This is a genomic window from Novosphingobium sp. BL-S-33 (assembly GCF_056857025.1).
In genome coordinates this window covers 3,320,370-3,338,609 of record NZ_CM166474.1, presented here as the reverse complement: position 1 = coordinate 3,338,609, position 18,240 = coordinate 3,320,370, and the positions used below count along the sequence as shown (strand labels likewise).

The following is an 18,240-nucleotide window of genomic DNA, read 5'->3' as shown; positions in this document are numbered from 1 at the left end:
CGTAGCACGATCGATGCGATCGGGCGGGGGTACGAGAATTCGGTCGGCCGGAGCGGCAGGAGTCGCACCCGGTACGGGCGTCCGTATAAGGCCGTTATTTCCACGCGCAACTGCGGGTGCGGGCAGGGCGCGGCGATTTTACCGCATATAGGCCTTGATGATGGAAACCAGTTCTTCGGCCGCAATCGTGCGCGGATCGTTACCCGGCAGGGCGGGGTCCACCATATGCTCGCGAATATGATCCTCGATCACTTCGGCGATGAACCCTTCCAGCGCGCCGCGGCACGCGGTAGCCTGCTGCAATACGCGGGCGCATTCGACATCGGCATCGACCGCGCGCTCCAGCGCATCGATCTGCCCGCGCAATCGTTTCAGGCGATTGAGCAGTTTCTGCTTTTCTGCGGCAACGTGCGTCATGAGGGCCTTTTGGGGGGTTGATACCATACCCCCCTAGAGTATATGGACGGCAGTGTCGAGTTGGCAACAACTCGGCCATGCGCCCTCTTATCGTCCCTCGCAGCCGGCAGGTTCGTTTTCATGCCCCCCAATAGCAGCACAGAGACCAGCGAAAGCGACAGTCGCGGCGCAAGCCCGATCAACGCTTTTTGTCATGGGCTTCGTCCCGGACGGGCAAGGGCTCTGCGGCGGGAATAGCGCCGGGGCCTGATCCTGACGACCGGAGCGCCAAGCATTCCGGCAAGGATTACCCCCTCATGTCCCCCACGCCTGTCGCCACATCCGGCCTTCTTTCCGCTCGTTTCTGCCCGCCGTCCGTGACCTGCCTGTCACATTCACAGGCTAGGCGCACGGGTAGGGAGGCAATCGTGGGCTCTTCACCGTTTTATCCGCTGGCGACCTTGCTTCAGAGCGGCGCTATATCGGCCTTCGGCTATGAGCGTAGTCAGCGCTTTGTCCGTGTCGTAGGAGTGCGTCTGCATGCCGACTTCTGACGCTCTTTCGGGCAGGATCGGCCAAGCCATGGGCCCCATTCGCGCGCTGCCCGCTTTCTCGCGGATGCTGCGCCTGACACGCCCCAGCCGCGAGGACGCGCTGGCGTTCGCCATTCTGGCCGCGCTGGCGCTGCTGGTGTTTCGCGGGGCGGAAGGGGCGGTTCAGCCGCTCTCGTCGCTGCATCTCGAACCCGTTACGCTCGATCCCTGGCAATTGCCTTATTACGCGCTGCGCACGGTGCTGCGCATGTTCGCCGCATTGTTTGCATCGACGCTGTTTACCCTGGTGGTGGCGACTTTGGCCGCGCGCAGTCGCGCCGCCGGGCAGATCATCGTGCCCGCGCTCGACATCCTGCAATCGGTGCCGATTCTGGGCTTCCTGACCTTTACCGTCACCTTTTTCATGAACCTGTTTCCCGGCAATGTGCTGGGCGTCGAACTGGCCAGCGTGTTCGCGATCTTCACCTCGCAGGCCTGGAACATGGCGTTCAGTTTCTACCAGTCGCTGCGCAGCCTGCCTGGCGATCTGGAGGAAGCGTGCCAGGGGTTCGCCCTTTCACCGGTGCGCCGTTTCCTGCGGCTGGATCTGCCCTATGCGACGCCCGCGCTGGTGTGGAACGCGATGATGTCTATGTCCGGAGGCTGGTTCTTCGTCGTCGCTTCCGAGGCGATCACGGTGGGCAATACCACCGTGACCTTGCCGGGGATCGGTTCCTATCTGGCCATGGCGATCGCGCACGAGAATTTCCGCGCCGTGGGCTGGGCGGTGGGCATGATGGCGGTGGTGATCGTCGCGTACGACCAGTTGTTCTTCCGCCCCATCGTGGCCTGGGCAGACCGGTTCCGTTTCGAACAGACGGCCGGCGGCGAGCGCCCCGCCAGCTGGGTCTACGACCTGCTGCGCCGCACCCGGCTGCTGCCGGTGCTGTTCCGCCCGTTCGGTGCGGTCGGCACGCTACTGCTGGCGCTGGAGCCGCGATATCGCCCGGCCCGCGCGCGCAAAACCCGTGCCCCCAACCCCCGGGGCGAACGTATTCGGCAAGTCGCCATCTGGGCGGCCGTGCTGGCTGCAGCCGCGTGGACGGCGCATTATATTCTGGCCTCGCTCGGCCTTCTGGAGATCGGCACCGCGCTGGGGCTGGCGATGCTGACGATGATCCGCGTGGTGGTGCTGATCGCGCTGGCGAGCCTGATCTGGGTGCCGCTGGGCGTGGCGATCGGCCTGCGTCCGCGTCTGGCCGAGGCGGTGCAGCCCATCGCCCAGTTCCTCGCCGCGTTCCCGGCCAATGTGCTGTTTCCCTTTGCGGTGATCGCCATCGTCCACTGGCACCTTACGCCGGACATCTGGCTCTCGCCGCTGATGATTCTGGGCACCCAGTGGTACATCCTGTTCAACGTTATCGCCGGGGCCAGCGCCATCCCCAATGACTTGCGCGAAGTGGCCGGCATGTTCGGCCTCAAGGGCTGGCAATGGTGGCGGCAAGTCGCGCTGCCCGGGATCTTCCCTTATTACATCACCGGTGCGCTCACCGCTTCGGGCGGATCGTGGAACGCCTCGATCGTGGCAGAAGCGGTGAGTTGGGGGGATCGCCATCTGGAGGCACACGGCCTTGGCGCCTATATCGCCAATGCCACGACCAGCGGAAATTACCCGCAGGTCGCGCTCGGGATCGGGGTGATGAGTCTCTTCGTCCTCGGCTTCAACCGTCTGGTCTGGCGCCCGCTCTACGCCTTTGGCGAGCGCCGCCTGAGCCTGTCCTGATCTTTTTGTCGAAAGCACTGCCATGGCAACCACCGCATCCCATAGCGTTCTGCCGCTGATCGAGGTCAAAGGGCTCAACCACTATTACGGGCCCCCTCCCGGCGGGCATCTGGTGCTGGAAGATGTGAATCTCACGCTCAACCAGAACGAGGTTGTCGGGCTGCTGGGCCGCTCGGGCTCGGGCAAGTCCACCTTGCTGCGCTCCATCGCCGGCCTAATCCATCCGCGCGAAGGCACGGTGGAGCGCGTGGCGAGCGAGGATTGCCCCGATCCGTCGGTATCGATGGTGTTTCAGACGTTCGCCCTGTTCCCGTGGCTGACAGTGCAGCAGAACGTCGAACTCGGGCTGGAGGCGCAAAAAGTGCCGGCGCCTGAACGCCGCGCCCGCGCTCTTGCCGCCATCGACCTGATCGGTCTGGACGGCTTTGAAAGCGCCTATCCCAAGGAGCTGTCGGGCGGCATGCGGCAACGTGTCGGCCTCGCCCGCGCGCTGGTGGTGAACCCCTCGCTGCTGCTGATGGACGAACCCTTTTCCGCGCTCGACGTGCTGACGGCCGAGACGCTGCGCACCGATCTGCTGGATCTGTGGTCGGAAGGGCGGATGCCGATCAAATCCATCCTGATCGTCACGCACAACATCGAGGAAGCGGTGCAGATGTGCGACCGCATTCTGGTGTTCTCCTCCAATCCGGGACGGGTCGTGGCCGAGATCAAGGTCGATATCCCCCGCCCACGCGATCGGCTCGATCCGCCATTCCGCGCGCTGGTGGACGAGATCTACGCCCGCATGATGGCGCGGCCCGTGCCGTCGCAGCACGCGCCCAATGGCGTGCAGCCGGGCACCGGCATTGCCATGGTGCTGCCGCACGTCTCCACGAACACGCTGGCGGGCCTGATCGAAGAGGTGGACGGCACGCCCTTCAACGGCCGAGCGAGCATGGCGGAACTGGCCGATTCCCTGCAATTGGAAGTGGACGAGCTGTTTCCCATGGCAGAGACGCTGCAATTGCTGCGCTTTGCCGAATTGCGCGGGGCGGAGCTTGTGCTCACGCCGGCGGCGCGCCGCTATGCGCAAGCGGAAGTGGACGCGCGCAAGGGCATGTTCGGCGGTGCCTTGCTGGCCCATGTCCCGCTGGCCCAGCACATCCGCCGCGTTCTGGACGAACGGGCGAGCCACCGCGCCCCCGCCCGGCGCTTCCGCGATGAGCTGGAGGACCACATGAGCGAGGATTTCGCCGAGGAAACCCTCTCGACGGTCACCAACTGGGGCCGATACGCCGAAATCTTCACCTATCATGAGGACGACGACCAGTTCAGTCTGGACGATCCCCAGTGAGCCCTAATGGGCTGTAGCCGGTATCGGGCCTCCCGCCCGTGACGGGAGGGTCATAAAATTGTAGCCAAACTGGTCCATACCAGTTTGGCTATGATCCATGAAAATCTCGAACGACCCGCCGCGCGCGAGCCGGGGGCACGTGCGGCGCTCCTGACGGCCGGGGGGCTTGCCGCGTTCGGCGCCTATTTCGCCATGTACGCCTTCCGCAAGCCGTTCGCGGCGGGGACGTACGAGGATATGGGCCTCCTGCCTTTCGGCCTCGACTACAAGACCGGACTGCTGATCGCGCAAGTGATCGGCTACGCCTTATCCAAGCTGATCGGCATCCGGGTGATCGCGGAGTTCGGTCGCCGCGGGCGGGCGGCAGCGATTCTAGGCCTGATCGGCGCGTCATGGCTGGCACTGGTTCTTTTTGCGGTCCTGCCCAAGGGTTGGGGGCCGATCTGCCTTTTCCTCAATGGCTTGCCGCTCGGCATGATCTGGGGGCTGGTATTTTCCTACGTCGAGGGACGGCGTTGCTCGGAAATGCTGGGGGCCATGCTCTGCGCAAGCTTCATTCTCTCGTCCGGTGCCGTGAAGTCGGCGGCGGTGTGGCTGATGCAGCAGGGGCTCAGCGAACACTGGATGCCCGCGGCAACCGGCGCCGTGTTCGTGCCGGTGCTGCTGGTGTCCCTATGGGTTCTGGAGCGCGTGCCTCCGCCCGACGCGCGGGACGAGTTGGAGCGGACCGTCCGCTTGCCGATGCAAGGCAGCGACCGTGCGGCGTTCCTGCGTGAGCACGGCCTCACCATGATCGTGCTGGTGACAGGCTATGTGTTCCTGACCGCTCTGCGCGATTTTCGCGACAACTTCGCGGTGGAGTTATGGATGGCGCTGGACTTCGGCAACGTGGCGTCGATCTTCTCGCAAAGCGAACTGCCGGTTGCGGTGATCGCACTTACCGGGCTTGGTGCGCTCATGCTGGTGCGCAACAATATGCATGCGCTGCTGGCGATGCACGGCGTCATCATTCTTGGCGCATTGCTGCTGGCCGGGTCCACGCTGGCATTTCAGCTCCACCTGCTGGCCCCATTGCCGTGGATGATCCTGACGGGGGCGGGCCTCTATCTTGGCTATACGCCGTTCAATGCCATGCTTTTCGACCGCATGATCGCCGCGCTGGGGCGGTCGGGCAATGCGGGCTTCCTTATCTACATCGCGGATACGTCGGGCTATTTCGGCAGCGTCGCCCTGCTGCTCTATCGCAGCTTCGCGGCGCCGCACATCGATTGGGTCCCGTTCTTCATCACTTGTGTCTATGCGACTGCCGCCTTGGTGGGTGTCCTGACATTGTTGTCCGCGTTTCAATTCCTGCGGCTGGACCGGCAAGAGATGGCCAGCGCTCATGCATGACGTAATCGTGGTCGGCGCGGGCATTGTCGGCCTTGCCCACGCGCTCGCAGCCGCCCGGCGCGGCAAGCGCGTGCTGGTGATCGATCGGGACGCGCATGCCAATGGCGCTTCGATCCGCAACTTCGGCTTCGTGACGGTAACGGGGCAGGAGCGGGGCCGCGTCTGGGATCTGGCGCGGCGGAGCGCGGAAATCTGGCGCGATGTTGCGGAACCGGCAGGCATTCGTATCGAGCAGGAAGGCCTCCTGCTGGTCGCGCAGCGGCCGGAGGCAGAGGCCGTGATCGACGCATTCCTGGCGACCGAGATGGGCGAAGGCTGCACGCGGTTGACGGGAGGCGGGGCGCAAGCGCTCTGCCCGCAAATTCCTTCCGCCGCTGCCGCGCTGCTCAGCCCGCACGATCTGCGCGTTGAATCCCGGACGGCTATTCCGCTGCTGGCGCGGTGGCTGGAGCAGGCCCACGGCGTGACCTTCCGGCGCGGTATCGCAGCCCTCCATGCCGAGGAGGGCGCGGTTCACTGCAGCGACGGAATCTACCGCGCCGATACGATCTTCCTCTGCCCGGGAGACGACTGGGCGACGCTTTGCCCCGATATCTATGCCGGGGCAGGGATCACGCGTTGCAAGCTCCAGATGCTGCGGCTTGCCGCACCTGGCTGGAGGCTGCCCGCGCCGGTCATGAGCGATCTTAGCCTCATCCGTTACCTTGGCTATGCCGACCTGCCGGAAGCCGCCGCCTTGCATATTCGGCTGGAGCGGGAAGAGAAGGCGGCGCTGGACCGGGGCATTCACCTGATCGTCGTGCAGAGCGCGGACGGCAGCCTGATCGTCGGCGACAGCCACGACTATGCGGCCACTCCCGACCCGTTTTCCAGCGATGTCGTCGATGCCGAAATGGTGCGGCAGTATGAGGCCGTGCTGGGCGCGGCTCCCCGCATTGTCGAGCGCTGGACAGGAACGTACGCTTCCGCCGCAGGGCACAGCATCGTGGGGTCACCGGCGGACGGTGTGAAACTGGTGGTGGTTACCAGCGGAACGGGCGCCTCGACGGCGTTCGCGCTTGCCGAGGATGTTGTCGGCTCCGTTTTGGGCAGTCAGGGGAGTGGGGCATGAATCCGGCATTGAAGGCGGTCGTGTTCGACTGGGCGGGCACGATGATCGATTTTGGCAGTCGCGCGCCGGTGGTGGCGCTGTGCAAGCTGTTCGCGGCGGCGGGCGTGCCGCTTTCCGAAGCGGAAGCGCGTGCCGACATGGGCATGGCGAAGAACGATCACATCGCCGCGATCCTTGCCTTGCCCCGCGTTGCCGAGGCCTGGACGGCCGAGCACGGCAGGGCGCCGGGCGAAGCGGATGTGGCGGCCCTGTTCGCCGATATCGGCCCGATGATGCGGGAGGCGGCGCGGGAATGCGCTCAGCTTATTCCGGGCGCGGCGGATGTCGTTGCGGAACTGCGCGCGGCCGGTGTCAAAATCGGATCCTGCACCGGCTACACGCGTGCGATGATGGCCGATATCCTGCCTGTTTCGGAAGCGCAGGGGTACAAGCCCGATGTGGTGGTCTGTGCTGGCGAGACGGCGGCGGGGCGGCCATCGCCGCTCATGCTCTGGAAGAATCTCGTCCAGCTTGGCGTCTGGCCGGCAAGGGCCTGCGTAAAAGTGGACGATGCCGAAGTCGGCATTGCGGAAGGTCTGGCTGCGGGCGTGTGGACCATCGGGGTTGCGGCCAGCGGTAATGGCGTTGGCCTTTCGCGCGCAAGTTTCGACGCGCTTTCGCCCGAAGATCGCGCCGCCCGCGTCGGCAGCGCCCGCGCGGCGCTTGAAAAGGCGGGCGCGCATCTAGTGATCGACACGGTTGCGGACCTGCCGGAAGCATTGGCGAAGCTGCCGATCGGGTGAGCTTCGCTACGTCCGGGACTGTTTAACGGACATCCAGATCGACATGCACGTGGATAGCGTCATGTCGCCAATATTCCTGATCGTATTCGACCACCCGTCCCGCGGCATCGAAACTGGTACGGACCACCAGCAGGCCGGGGGTGCCGGACTTTACGCCCAGTTCGTCCGCCGTTTCCTTGACCAGCGCACAGGGCCGCATGTCGATGCGATTGCGCGTGACAGTGACGCCATAATTCGCCGTCAGAATTTGCGTCAGCGATCCGTCCAGCGAATGGGAGAGCAGATCGGGCGCCAGCGCCGGATCGACGATGATGCGCTCTACCAGCACAGGCCGGCCGTCGATCGCGCGCCGCCGCCTGATCGTATGGAGCATCGTGCCGGGCGCGACCCGGAAGATGTCCGCCACCGCGGAAGGGGCGGGGGTGCTTTTCTTCAGCAGAGTCTCGGTGCTGGGCGTTCGTCCCTGCTCGGTCACATAAGTGACAAAGCCCGCCCAGCGGGTCGGATCATATGTGACGGCCGGCGGTGATACATACCATCCGCTGCGATCCCGGCGATAGATGAGGCCTTCTGCCTCAAGCTGGAACAAGGCCTCGCGAATGGTGCCCCGGGCAGTGCCGGTGCCGGTCTGTAACTGTCGCTCGGAAGGGAGCCTTGCACCCGGAGGCAGCTTGCCCATTTCAATATTGAGCGCGATCTGGTCACGCAGGGCAATATATTGCGGGCGATCGGATGTTAGTCCGCTCGCCCGCGCCAAGAATAGAGGATCTGTTTTAGAGCGCATGAATCGGCCGAAAACTGGAAAGGAATAGCCGAACATGCCGGCCTTACCGGCTATCTTGGCAGTGCCTTTGCCACGCGGTCAATGCGTAAAGCACTGTGCGTGAACAGGTACAGGCCAGGAGATGGACGATTACCCACGCGCGTCAGGCCGGTGAGGTGCGCAACAGCGATTCGAGCAGCGGCCGATAGCTTTCCAGATCCGGCACATCCCAATCGCGCTTCTTGCCAAGGTCATCATAGCGGCGCAGGCGGATTGCCTCCTCCGCAGCCGGAAGAGCAAGGAAATCAGCCATTTCCTGCTGGTCATGCGGACCGCCCTGAAGCTGAAGACTGAGCGCCGAAGCATGGCTGAGCGACTGGAGATAGCCGGGCTCGACAGCGCATAGATAGCGCTTCGCCTCGACATGAAGGCGCACCGGTTCCGTCACGGCTTCGGGAAAATAGGGCGCCAGATATGCGGCTCCGGTCACTTCATGGCGCGCATCGATACCCTTCAGTTCGGCAGCATTGCCGGCATCGTCGAGGAACTGGCCGATATCGTGGAGCAGCGCCGCAGCGACCAGCGCATCGGGCGCTTCATCTGTTTGGGCAAGGTGGGCGCACTGGAGGATGTGCTCCAACTGGCTGACATCTTCGCCGTAGGAGAGGCAGCCGAACTTCCGGAAAATGGCGAAAATCTCATCAATAGCCACTGTCGTCATAAATTTGTCACGCCTCGCATGCTCATCCGCGGCCGGTACGGTCCGCGGACACTTTCAGTCCGCACTGGTGTCGTTATTCTGTCAGCGAACTGGACTATACCAGTATTGTGGCGGTTTGGCCATATGGAATGCCGCGGTTGATGCGGGAAAGGTTGCGAGGATGAATGGACGGAACAGGCGGGATTTCTTGAGTCTTGCCGGTGCGGGATCGGCAATGGCGCTGCTTTCGGGAGGTCTGGTCGAACGTGCGCTGGCCATCGCGCCGGCCGGTCGGACCGGGACGATCGCGGATGTGGAGCACATTGTGGTGCTCATGCAGGAAAACCGGTCGTTCGATCACTATTTCGGCATGCTCAACGGCGTGCGGGGCTTTGGCGATCCGCGCCCGCTGCGGCTGTCGACCGGCCGCAGCATCTGGTCGCAGCCCTCCGCGCAGCATCGCGACGGCTACGTGATGCCCTATCATGGCGATTCCAGAACGACGCGCGCGTTCCTTGTCGATGGCGCGGAACAGTCGCACGTCGAGAACATGCACATCTTCAACCGTGGCCGCTGTGACAATTGGGGGCACACGGAAGAGCTGCATAACCGCATGCTCCATTACGGCCCCGGCGATCTGCCCTTCTACTATGCGCTGGCCGACGCTTTCACCATTTGCGACGCCTATCACAGCTCGACGATGACGCAGACCTATCCCAATCGCATGCACCTCTTCACGGGGTGCAACGGCGGCGGGACGGTCGGCGGCGATCCGCAGATGCAGAATTACGGCGAGGACGAAACGCCCAGCGCCGATATGGCGACCGACAAGCGGCTCGATCCCAAGGCGTATAACTGGACGACTTATGCCGAACGCTTGCAGGCGGCGGGCGTAAACTGGAAGGTCTATCAGGAATACGATAATTTCGGCGACAATCTCCTGTCGGTCTTTCCGAATTTCCGGCCCTGCGCAAAGGACAGCGAGCTTTATCGGCGCGGCCGGTCATGGGTGAGCGAGCATGCCGAGGGAGAGGATCGCACGCGCTCGGACGGCGAACAACTCGTCGCTGCGTTTCGCCGGGATATCGAGAGCGGGCAACTGCCCCAGATCTCGTGGATCGTGACGGCGGCAGACTTGTCCGAGCATCCCAAGGCGGAGCCATCCAAGGGTGAGCACATATCGGCAAGGCTCATCGAGGCCTTGATCGACAACCCGGATGTTTTCGCGAAGACCGTGTTCATCCTCAACTATGACGAGGCGGGGGGCTTCTATGACCACATGCCGCCGCCAGTGCCGCCGGTCGGCGATTATCCCGGAAAGAGCACGGTGCCGCTGAACGGCGAAACCAAGGACTATCGCGGCACCGGCGAGGCGGGGGACAAGCGGCATCCGATCGGCCTTGGCATTCGCACGCCGACGATCATCGTCTCGCCGTGGACCCGTGGCGGTCATGTCTGCTCGGAGCTGTTCGACCACACGTCCGTCCTGCAATTCATGGAGAAGCGCTTCGGTGTGCGCGAGCAGAATATCAGCCCGTGGCGGCGGGCTGTATGCGGAGACCTGACGTCCGCGTTCGATTTCTCGGCCGGACAGGGAATGTCCGCGCGGGCACTCCCCGGCACCGGCGATTTTCGTGAACGTGTCGCGCGGTCGGCGGCCGGGACGGCCAACGCGATCCCGGCGCGGCAGGCGCCGACGGCGCAGATGCCCGGTCAGCGTTTCCACCGGCCGCTGCCCTATCGGATCGCCGCCGACTGCCGTGTCGACGCCGGTGGGCGCGTCGTTATTGCCATGGCCAACGAGGGCACGGTGGGCGTCGTGCTGACCGTGCACGACAATCGCGGGCACGAGGAACCGCGCCACTACACCATCGGCGCGGGCGACCGGATCGAAGATGCCTGGGCAGGCGATGGGGATACTTTCGACCTGACGCTGCGCGGCCCCAATGGCTTCTGGCGGGCGTTCGCGGGCAGCGTCACCAAGGGATCGGCTCCTCAGGTGCGCCTGGTCGACAGTCCGGACATCGACGCTGTTGAACTGCATCTGGAAAATCTCGGCGATACGCGGCTGACCTTCACTATCGCGCTGGACGATGCCTATGCCGCAAACGCCGCGCGAAAGCGTCAGGTGGCGGTGGGGCCCCGCACCACCGTTGCCGACCTGTGGCGGCTGTCGAAAAGCGATAACTGGTACGACCTGTCGATCACGGCGGATTCGCACGACGAGGCGCTCTGGCACTACGCCGGCAAAGTGGAGAATGGCCGCCCCGGGCGCACCGATCCGGCTATCGGATCGATGCGCGTTTGATCGGCGTCAGGCGGGCACCGGCTGCTCCAACTGGAGCGGCCCGTGTCCGCCGGCAGCGGGATCCGAATAGGAATCCGCTCCGTTTTCGACATGGCCCGCCATGCGCCAGATCTGGCCTTCTGCCGCGGATTGCCGGTCATACCAGCCGTGGCTTGAAGCGAGATCCAGCCGGATTTTGCGGGTTTCCCCGCCAGCCAGCCTGATCGCATGCGGAGCGGCGCCATAGGCTCGGTCCGTCATGGCGATGGACTGGGGCTTTGCGGTGAGATTTTCGATGACGAGCAAGGAGCGGCCGCCGGTGCCGGTGTCGATGCTCACCGAGAAGATGTCGCCGCGCCCGGTCAGGCGCCGATGGAAGCCGTTGGGGCCCAGCACGAAGAGGTCCGTGGCATTGCCGGAGGCGGGCAGGGCGTGAACCAGTGTCCCGCCCGCGCCCACGGTATAGCGTGCGGGCGCCTCGTCCAGTTGCGTGACGTCATAGACATGGAAAACGGCCGCACGCCCGGTTGACCGATTGACGAACTCCAGAGCGGGGCCATTCCCGCCCGGATGCAGCCGGGCGTCGAGATCGTAGGGCGTCGCGCGGCGCCGTCGCAGGCCGGATTCCTGGACGGGTGCGAGGGCATGCTCCGGAAGCGGCGGCTGGATTTCCTCCAGACCGGCCGCGCGCTCGGACAGGGCCGTGGTGGCGGGAAGCGAAGCCATGAAATCGACCGTATCGGGCGCGCTGAAATCGAAGCAGGATGTCAGGTCGCCGCAGACGGCGCGCCGCCATGCGCTGATGTTCGGTTCATGGACACCGAAACGGGCTTCGAGGAAGCGCAGGATGCTCGTGTGGTCGAAGACCTCGGACGCGACGTGCCCGCCCTTGCTCCACGGCGATATCACATAGAGCGGCACGCGCGGGCCAAGGCCGTAGGGCCGGTCCAGATAGGGAGCGTCCTCGTTCGTCTGCGAGTGGACGTGGTATTCGTCATCCGCCGCTACGGTCGTCGCGCCGACCGTGCGGCCGGATGCGCGCGCGGGCGGCGCCGGTGGCGGGACATGGTCGAACAGGCCGTCGTTCTCGTCGAAATTGATAAGCAGCACCGTGCGTGCCCAGACTTCCGGGTTGGCGGTGAGGGCATCGAGCACTCTTGCGGTATAGTCCGCGCCCTGAAGCGGTGTGGAGACGCTGGGATGTTCCGACATGGCGGCGGGGGCGACAACCCATGAGACTTCCGGCAGTCGCCCGGCCAGAACGTCCTGCTTCAGACCGTCGAGCGCGCGGGTCGTCATGGTCCGCTGCGAAAGGAGCGCGCCGGGGCCTGCGGCGGCGCCATGTGCCTGACGATAGTTACGGAAGCCGACCAGCGGGTTGTCCGTGAAATTGTCCGCCATGTCCTGATAGATCTGAAAACCGATGCCCGCGGCCATCAGGCGCTCGGGATAGGTCGTCCAGAGATAGCCGCCGTGGTGCAGCGGATCGGAAGTCAGTTCATCGTAACTGTTGTCGATGGCGGGGCCATTGCCCCGGGCCTGAGGATCGTGCGTGCCGGTCCAGATGTAGAGCCGGTTGGGATTGGTGCAGAGGTGCATCGCGCAGTGATAGGCGTCGCACAGGGTGAAAGCCTCCGCCAGGGCATATTGGAACGGCAGGTCTTCCCGCGTGAAATGGGCCATTGCGTGATTGTGCTTGAAGCGCGGCCAGGCACCCATGCGCCCATTGTCCCACGCGGCCTGGCTGTCGGCGAAGCCGTGCGGCGTGCCGAGCGGGCGATAGAGGCGGAAATCCGCCGAAGTATCCAGTCGGAACGGGGCGATCAGCGGCGGAGTGCCTTCCGGATGTTCGTTCGGCTGTGCGAGAACGGTCCGGTTCGGCGCGCCCGGCAGCGGGGGTGCGGGAATGGCGAAGCGGTCGCCATAGCCCCTGACACCGCGCATGGTGCCGAAATAGTGATCGAAGGAGCGGTTCTCCTGCGTGAGGATCACGACATGGGCGACATCCTTCAATGTCCCGGTCCGGCGATCTGCAGGAATTTCCAGGGCGCGTGCGATGGCGGGAGTGAGAGCCGCAGCCGCGCCTGCTGTCGCCATCATGGCGCGGATGAAGCTGCGGCGATCCTGTGTCATCACCATGCCCGTTCGTCCGTTCGATCGCGCCGGATGGAAAATGGCAGGGGCCTTCCGCAAAACGTCACACGTCATCCTTTCGTCGTATTGATGTGGTATATACCAAATATATGTCGATTGGGTGACGGGAGTACTTGTGATGTGGAAGACAGCGGCCGTGCTTTTGGCCAGCTGCGCGCTATCGGCCAGCGTGCAGGGCGCGGCGTCCCGGTGCAATCTTGCGGCAGCGGATGTGGCGGATGCGGGCACCGGTTGCCAGCGCGCGTGGATGGACCGCAACCTGAAACTCAACGACCTCGTTACCGTCGGAACCCACAATAGCTACAAGACCGAGCTGCCCGATGCCATCATGGCCTTGATCCGCGCGGCCGCGCCCGATCAGGCGAATGAGCTGGACTATCGGCATCGTCCGCTGTCGGAACAGTTGGACGCAGGCGCTCGCCAGCTTGAGATCGACGTCTACAGCGATCCCGAGGGCGGGCGTTTCCTGGATCCGGCGGGGCTCCGCGCTGCCGGTCTGAAGTTGGACTCTGCGCGCCGGGCGGCGCTTGCGGAGCCCGGGTTCAAGGTGATGCACATGCAGGACATCGACGTCCTCAGTTCCTGCGTGACCTTGCGGGCCTGTCTTGGCATCGTGCGGCGCTGGTCGCTCGCCCATCCGGACCATGCGCCCATCCTGCTGATGTTCAATGCCAAGACGGGTCCGTCGCCGCAGCCCGGCGGCGTGGCCGCTCTGCCGTTCGACAGTGCCGCGTTCGATGCGCTGGATCGTGAGGTCCGCGCGGTGTTCCCATCTCAATCGTTGATCACGCCCGATGACGTTCAGGGTGCCTATCCGACTCTGCGCGAGGCCGTGCTGCACGGCGCGTGGCCCAGTCTGGGGCAGGCGCGCGGCAAAGTGCTGTTCGCGCTTGATGAAGATGCGGCCAAGGTCGCGCTCTATCGGGGCAAGCGACGGTCGCTGGAAGGCCGGGTGTTTTTCGTCAATACGGACGAGAATTCGCCGGCCGCCGCCTATCTGACGCTCAACGATCCGATCGCGGATGCGGAGCGCATTCGCAAGGCGGTTGCGGCAGGCTTTATCGTTCGCACCCGTGCCGATTCCGGGACGCTGGAAGCGCGGCGGAACGATACGCAGCGGCGCGATGCGGCGCTGGCGTCCGGAGCCCAGTTCGTCTCGACGGACTACCTTTGGCCGGAGCCGCGCCTGCACAACGGCTATCAGGTGAGGCTGCCGGACGGCGCGGCAGTGCTGTGCAATCCGGTGCGGGCTGCCGGGCGATGCGCGGGCGTTGCGGTCGAATCGGTGCATCCGGTGAGCCATGGCTATCTGTCGCCGGAAACCACGCCTGACGGTGTCCGCATCCTGCCGCCGCCACCGGCAGCGGGCAGTCCGGTTGCCATGGCCGACCGGCAGGTGTTCGCCGCAACGCGCCGTCTGGAAGGCTCACTGCGGTGGAAGATCGCGACGTCCGATGTCGAGACGGAAGCCTTCGAGCATTTCGCCTGCGCCCTTGGTGTCAAGCTGACGCCGAAAACGGCGCCTGCCCTGACGAGTCTGCTCGATCGGGCCGAAACCTCCGGCGTGGTCGACCCGGCCAAGCAATTCTACCAGACGTCGCGCCCCTATATCGGCACGAACTCGCCAATCTGTCAGGCCAAAACGGCCCACCTCGCCAGCATTGGAGACTATCCGTCAGGCCACGCGGCGGGGGGATGGATGGAGGCGTTGATTCTCGCGGAACTCGCGCCGGACCGGGCGACCGAGATTTTGGCGCGCGGCCGGGCTTTCGGGGAAAGTCGGTTGATCTGCGGCGCGCACAGCCTGAGCGCGGTAGAGGCGGGATGGCTGGCGGGGGCTGCTGCGACGGCGGCTTTGCACGGCTCCGCCGAGTTCCGGGCCGATCTGGAGGCCGCCCGCGCGGAGATGGCGACGCTTCGCGCAAGCGCGCCTGCGCCTGATTCTGCGGCCTGTCGTGCCGAGGAGTCGGCCTTGGCCAAGGCTGCATATTAGGCGCCGAGGATAGCGCCGGTGCGCTGACTTCGGGTTGATTCCAGTCACAATTCGGCATGCGCGCAGGCGTGCGACGGGCTAGGGCCTGCTTGAATTCTCTTTCCTGCGCCACTGTCACAGATGTGTCGCCAGAACCTGCTTATGCATTCTGGTCCATACCAATTACGCGGGGCAATCGAAGTGAAACGGAATCCAGTCCGGGCCATGCGCCCGAACCTCAAGCGCATTTTGCTGGGCACGGCCGCCATGGTGATAACCGGCGGCTGCCCTCACGTTGTTCTTGCGCAGCAAGCACCCGAAGAGCGGACCTCCGATGGTTCGGATGCCAGCAATTCGGCCGATCAGATCGTCGTCACCGGCTTCCGGAAATCGCTCAGCGAAGCGCGCGACATCAAAAAAGACGCGGTGATCCAGAAGGATGTGATCGTCGCCGAAGACATGGCCAAGTTTCCGGAACTGAACCTGGCCGAATCGCTTCAGCGTCTGCCGGGCGTGCAGATCACCCGCGAAGCGGGCGAAGGCCGCCGCATCTCGCTGCGCGGCCTCGGCTCGGACTTCGCCCGGGTGCAGCTTAACGGCATGGAAGTGCTGGGCAACGTCGACTCGGCGCAAGACAGCCGCGGCCAGCGCACGCGTGACCGCGCGTTCGATTTCAATATCTTCGCTTCGGAACTGTTTTCGAAAGTGGAGGTGGAAAAGACCTTCCAGGCAGCCCAGAACGAGGGCGGCATGGCCGGCACCGTCGGCCTCTTCACCGGCAAGCCCTTCGATTACGGCGAGGGCCTCAAGGGCGCGATCACGGCCAAGCTGGGCACCAACCAGTATACCAAGGACGCGCAGCCGCGCATCGCCGCGGTGCTCAGCCAGAACTGGGGCGACCGGTTCGGCATCGCCGTGTCGCTCGCCTACAGCAAGCGCCGGACCACGGAGCAGGGCCACAACACGTACAACTATACGCAGCCGGACGCTGCGGACATGCAGGAACTGGTCGATGCCGGTCTGGACATCTCCCACCTGAGTGCCGCGCAGCAGGCGAAGTTCCTGTCCGGCGACCTCTATTTCGCGGATGGCAACCGCATCTCCTCATGGGATGCGAAGCAGGAACGCCTTGGCGTGACGGCGGCGATGCAGTGGAAGCCCGCGGACGACGTGCAGCTTACCCTCGATATGTTGCACGGCCAGTTCACCACCCACCGCGACGAGATGCATCTTGCCACGCGGCCCATTGCGTCCGACGGTTCCGTCGCGTTCGATACGCCGGCCGGTTCGCCGTGGCCCGCCGCGTTCCAGACGCCTTCGGTCATCAACGACCTGGCGTGGGACAGCAGCAACTACGTCACCATGACCGATGTCACCGGCACGACTTTCGGCAGCGAGCATCGCCGGTCGCTGAACAAGAACAACTTCAATCAGGCCGTGCTGACGGGCACGTGGGACGCTTCCGATCGTTTGTCGGTCGACGGCCATTTCGGCTACGAAAAGTCGACTTACAAAACCCCCTATGACGACAAGTTCTACATGCGCGCCAAGGGGAACCTGATCGCCAATTACGGCTCTGACGGCCAGTCGGCTTCGTTCCAGTATCCGAATTGGGATACCACCGATCCGGCCAACTACACGATGGACGATTTCTACTATCGTGCCTTCAACAATGAATCCGAACTGTGGGAGGGCGTGGCCAACCTGCATTACAAGGTCAACGACGTGTTCAAGCTGAGCGCGGGCGGGGCCTACCACCGCTTCAAGCAGGGCGGCGAAGACCTGTTCTATGACGCCAACGTCAATGGGACGAACGACGAGATGCGGGGCGATTCCGTTGCCGACATCACCGATGTGTTCACGAACAACTTCGGCTCCTGGCTGATCGGCGATTATGCCAAGGGCTTCGAGAAGTACGACGAGTATCATCGGCTTGGGCCCAAGGCCGATGGCACGGGCAGTGCGATCCAGGATATCGAGAACGTCTACACCACCACGGAAGAGACCTTCTCCGGTTTCGTCCAGATGGATTGGGACGGCGAACTCTTCGGCAAGCGTTTCCGCGGCAATATCGGTGCGCGCGGGTACCACACCAAGACCCACAGCACCGGCTGGATTCAGGGCGACAGCTATGCCTATCTCGGCACGACCGATGTCGAAGGCAGCTATTCGGGCGTGCTGCCTGCCCTCAACACGGTGCTCTATCTTGAGCCGGAACTGCTGCTGCGTTTCTCCGCCACGCAGAACCTGAACCGTCCGGGGCTGAGTTCGATCGCGGCTGAGGGCAGTGCGTTCCAGGACGAGAACGAGGGCGAGATTACCGCATCGCGCGGCAATCCCAACCTCAAGCCTTACAAGGACACTTCGCTCGATCTGGCGGTGGAGTACTATTTCGGCAAGGAGGGTCTGCTTTCGGCGGCCGTCTTCCACAAGTGGATCAAGAACTTCATCGGCTCCGAAACGCTTGAGAACGTCCCGTTCAGCGAGACGGGCATCCCTTACACCTCGATCCCGGGCGCGACGGCCGACACCATCGTGTCCGAGTTCTCCATGCCGATCAACGTCCCGGGCACAAAGAACCTGACCGGTGTGGAACTGGCCGCGCAAGCCCAGTTCACCTTCCTGCCAAAGCCCTTCGACAACCTGGGCGCATTGGTGAACTTCACGTATGTCGATGCCGACAAGGAACTGACCGGCATCTCGAAGACCGGTTTCAACGCCACGCTCTATTACGAGACCGAACGCTGGGGCCTGCGCGGCTCGCTGAGCCACCGCAGCCGGTGGTACTCGGGGCACAGCGACGATCCCATGAGCGCCGGTACGCAGGGCTTCGAGGGTTCCACTTATGTTGACGCAGCCGCCTTCTACAACATCACCGAAAGATTCCAGATATCGGTGGATGCGGTCAACCTGACGAACGAGAAGGACACGCAGTTCTGGGGCCAGAACCGCTACCTTTACAACCAGACCCAGAGCGGAACGACCTATATGGCCGGCGTCAGCTACAAGTTCTGAGACGATCGCACGTATC

General features: G+C 64.1%; 12 protein-coding genes. 8 read left to right on the top strand and 4 right to left on the bottom strand.

What is annotated here, in order from left to right; all coding sequences use genetic code 11:
* Window positions 1-138: 138 nt before the first annotated feature.
* The gene (locus AC1VVM_RS15475; protein ID WP_132386424.1) at window positions 139-417 is read right to left on the bottom strand and encodes a metal/formaldehyde-sensitive transcriptional repressor; all 279 of its coding nucleotides are present in this window, start codon (window positions 415-417) and stop codon (window positions 139-141) included.
* 597 nt (window positions 418-1,014) lie between these two features.
* Here AC1VVM_RS15475 and AC1VVM_RS15470 point away from each other — a divergent pair.
* From AC1VVM_RS15470 to phnX, 5 genes are all read left to right on the top strand, one after another.
* Window positions 1,015-2,712: an ABC transporter permease gene (locus tag AC1VVM_RS15470; RefSeq protein WP_482956362.1), complete on the top strand. Its 1,698-nt coding sequence runs from the start codon at window positions 1,015-1,017 to the stop codon at window positions 2,710-2,712.
* A gap of 22 nt (window positions 2,713-2,734) precedes the next feature.
* Complete coding sequence (locus AC1VVM_RS15465) at window positions 2,735-4,048, top strand: ABC transporter ATP-binding protein (RefSeq protein ID WP_482955445.1); 1,314 nt, start codon at window positions 2,735-2,737, stop codon at window positions 4,046-4,048.
* 90 nt (window positions 4,049-4,138) lie between these two features.
* A complete protein-coding gene (locus tag AC1VVM_RS15460; RefSeq protein WP_482955444.1) occupies window positions 4,139-5,440 on the top strand; it encodes a DUF5690 family protein in 1,302 nt (433 codons plus the stop codon).
* A complete protein-coding gene (locus AC1VVM_RS15455) occupies window positions 5,433-6,551 on the top strand; it encodes a TIGR03364 family FAD-dependent oxidoreductase (RefSeq protein WP_482955443.1) in 1,119 nt (372 codons plus the stop codon). The genes AC1VVM_RS15460 and AC1VVM_RS15455 overlap by 8 nt, the downstream gene beginning before the upstream one ends.
* Entirely contained in the window at window positions 6,548-7,333 is a 786-nt protein-coding gene (gene phnX / locus AC1VVM_RS15450) for a phosphonoacetaldehyde hydrolase (RefSeq protein ID WP_482955442.1), read from the top strand. The genes AC1VVM_RS15455 and phnX overlap by 4 nt, the downstream gene beginning before the upstream one ends.
* A 22-nt stretch (window positions 7,334-7,355) precedes the next feature.
* On the opposite strand, the gene AC1VVM_RS15445 is transcribed toward phnX, so the two are convergent.
* Entirely contained in the window at window positions 7,356-8,012 is a 657-nt protein-coding gene (locus AC1VVM_RS15445; RefSeq protein WP_482955441.1) for a UTRA domain-containing protein, read from the bottom strand.
* A gap of 247 nt (window positions 8,013-8,259) precedes the next feature.
* A complete protein-coding gene (locus tag AC1VVM_RS15440; protein WP_482955440.1) occupies window positions 8,260-8,817 on the bottom strand; it encodes a phosphonate degradation HD-domain oxygenase in 558 nt (185 codons plus the stop codon).
* Between the two features lie 187 nt (window positions 8,818-9,004).
* Between AC1VVM_RS15440 and AC1VVM_RS15435 the strand changes: the two genes are divergently transcribed.
* Window positions 9,005-11,104 (top strand): phosphocholine-specific phospholipase C, encoded by a 2,100-nt coding sequence (locus tag AC1VVM_RS15435; protein WP_482955439.1) that lies wholly within the window; start codon window positions 9,005-9,007, stop codon window positions 11,102-11,104.
* A 6-nt stretch (window positions 11,105-11,110) separates the two neighbouring features.
* On the opposite strand, the gene AC1VVM_RS15430 is transcribed toward AC1VVM_RS15435, so the two are convergent.
* Entirely contained in the window at window positions 11,111-13,222 is a 2,112-nt protein-coding gene (locus AC1VVM_RS15430; RefSeq protein ID WP_482955438.1) for a phosphocholine-specific phospholipase C, read from the bottom strand.
* A 133-nt stretch (window positions 13,223-13,355) separates the two neighbouring features.
* On the opposite strand from AC1VVM_RS15430, the gene AC1VVM_RS15425 reads away from it, so the two are divergent.
* Window positions 13,356-15,230 carry a Ca2+-dependent phosphoinositide-specific phospholipase C gene (locus tag AC1VVM_RS15425; RefSeq protein WP_482955437.1) on the top strand — a complete coding sequence of 625 codons (1,875 nt, stop codon included), beginning with the start codon at window positions 13,356-13,358 and terminating at the stop codon, window positions 15,228-15,230.
* Window positions 15,231-15,410: 180 nt separating this feature from the next.
* The gene (locus tag AC1VVM_RS15420; RefSeq protein ID WP_482955436.1) at window positions 15,411-18,224 is read left to right on the top strand and encodes a TonB-dependent receptor; all 2,814 of its coding nucleotides are present in this window, start codon (window positions 15,411-15,413) and stop codon (window positions 18,222-18,224) included.
* Window positions 18,225-18,240 lie beyond the last annotated feature (16 nt).

Excerpts from the sequence above, each read along its gene's own strand:
- AC1VVM_RS15475 (WP_132386424.1), bottom strand. The coding sequence starts at position 417 with ATGACGCACGTTGCCGCAGAAAAGCAGAAACTGCTCAATCGCCTGAAA.
- AC1VVM_RS15470 (WP_482956362.1), top strand. The coding sequence starts at position 1,015 with ATGCTGCGCCTGACACGCCCCAGCCGCGAGGACGCGCTGGCGTTCGCC.
- AC1VVM_RS15465 (WP_482955445.1), top strand. The coding sequence starts at position 2,735 with ATGGCAACCACCGCATCCCATAGCGTTCTGCCGCTGATCGAGGTCAAA.
- AC1VVM_RS15460 (WP_482955444.1), top strand. The coding sequence starts at position 4,139 with ATGATCCATGAAAATCTCGAACGACCCGCCGCGCGCGAGCCGGGGGCA.
- AC1VVM_RS15455 (WP_482955443.1), top strand. The coding sequence starts at position 5,433 with ATGCATGACGTAATCGTGGTCGGCGCGGGCATTGTCGGCCTTGCCCAC.
- phnX (WP_482955442.1), top strand. The coding sequence starts at position 6,548 with ATGAATCCGGCATTGAAGGCGGTCGTGTTCGACTGGGCGGGCACGATG.
- AC1VVM_RS15445 (WP_482955441.1), bottom strand. The coding sequence starts at position 8,012 with ATGGGCAAGCTGCCTCCGGGTGCAAGGCTCCCTTCCGAGCGACAGTTA.
- AC1VVM_RS15440 (WP_482955440.1), bottom strand. The coding sequence starts at position 8,817 with ATGACGACAGTGGCTATTGATGAGATTTTCGCCATTTTCCGGAAGTTC.
- AC1VVM_RS15430 (WP_482955438.1), bottom strand. The coding sequence starts at position 13,222 with ATGGTGATGACACAGGATCGCCGCAGCTTCATCCGCGCCATGATGGCG.
- AC1VVM_RS15425 (WP_482955437.1), top strand. The coding sequence starts at position 13,356 with ATGTGGAAGACAGCGGCCGTGCTTTTGGCCAGCTGCGCGCTATCGGCC.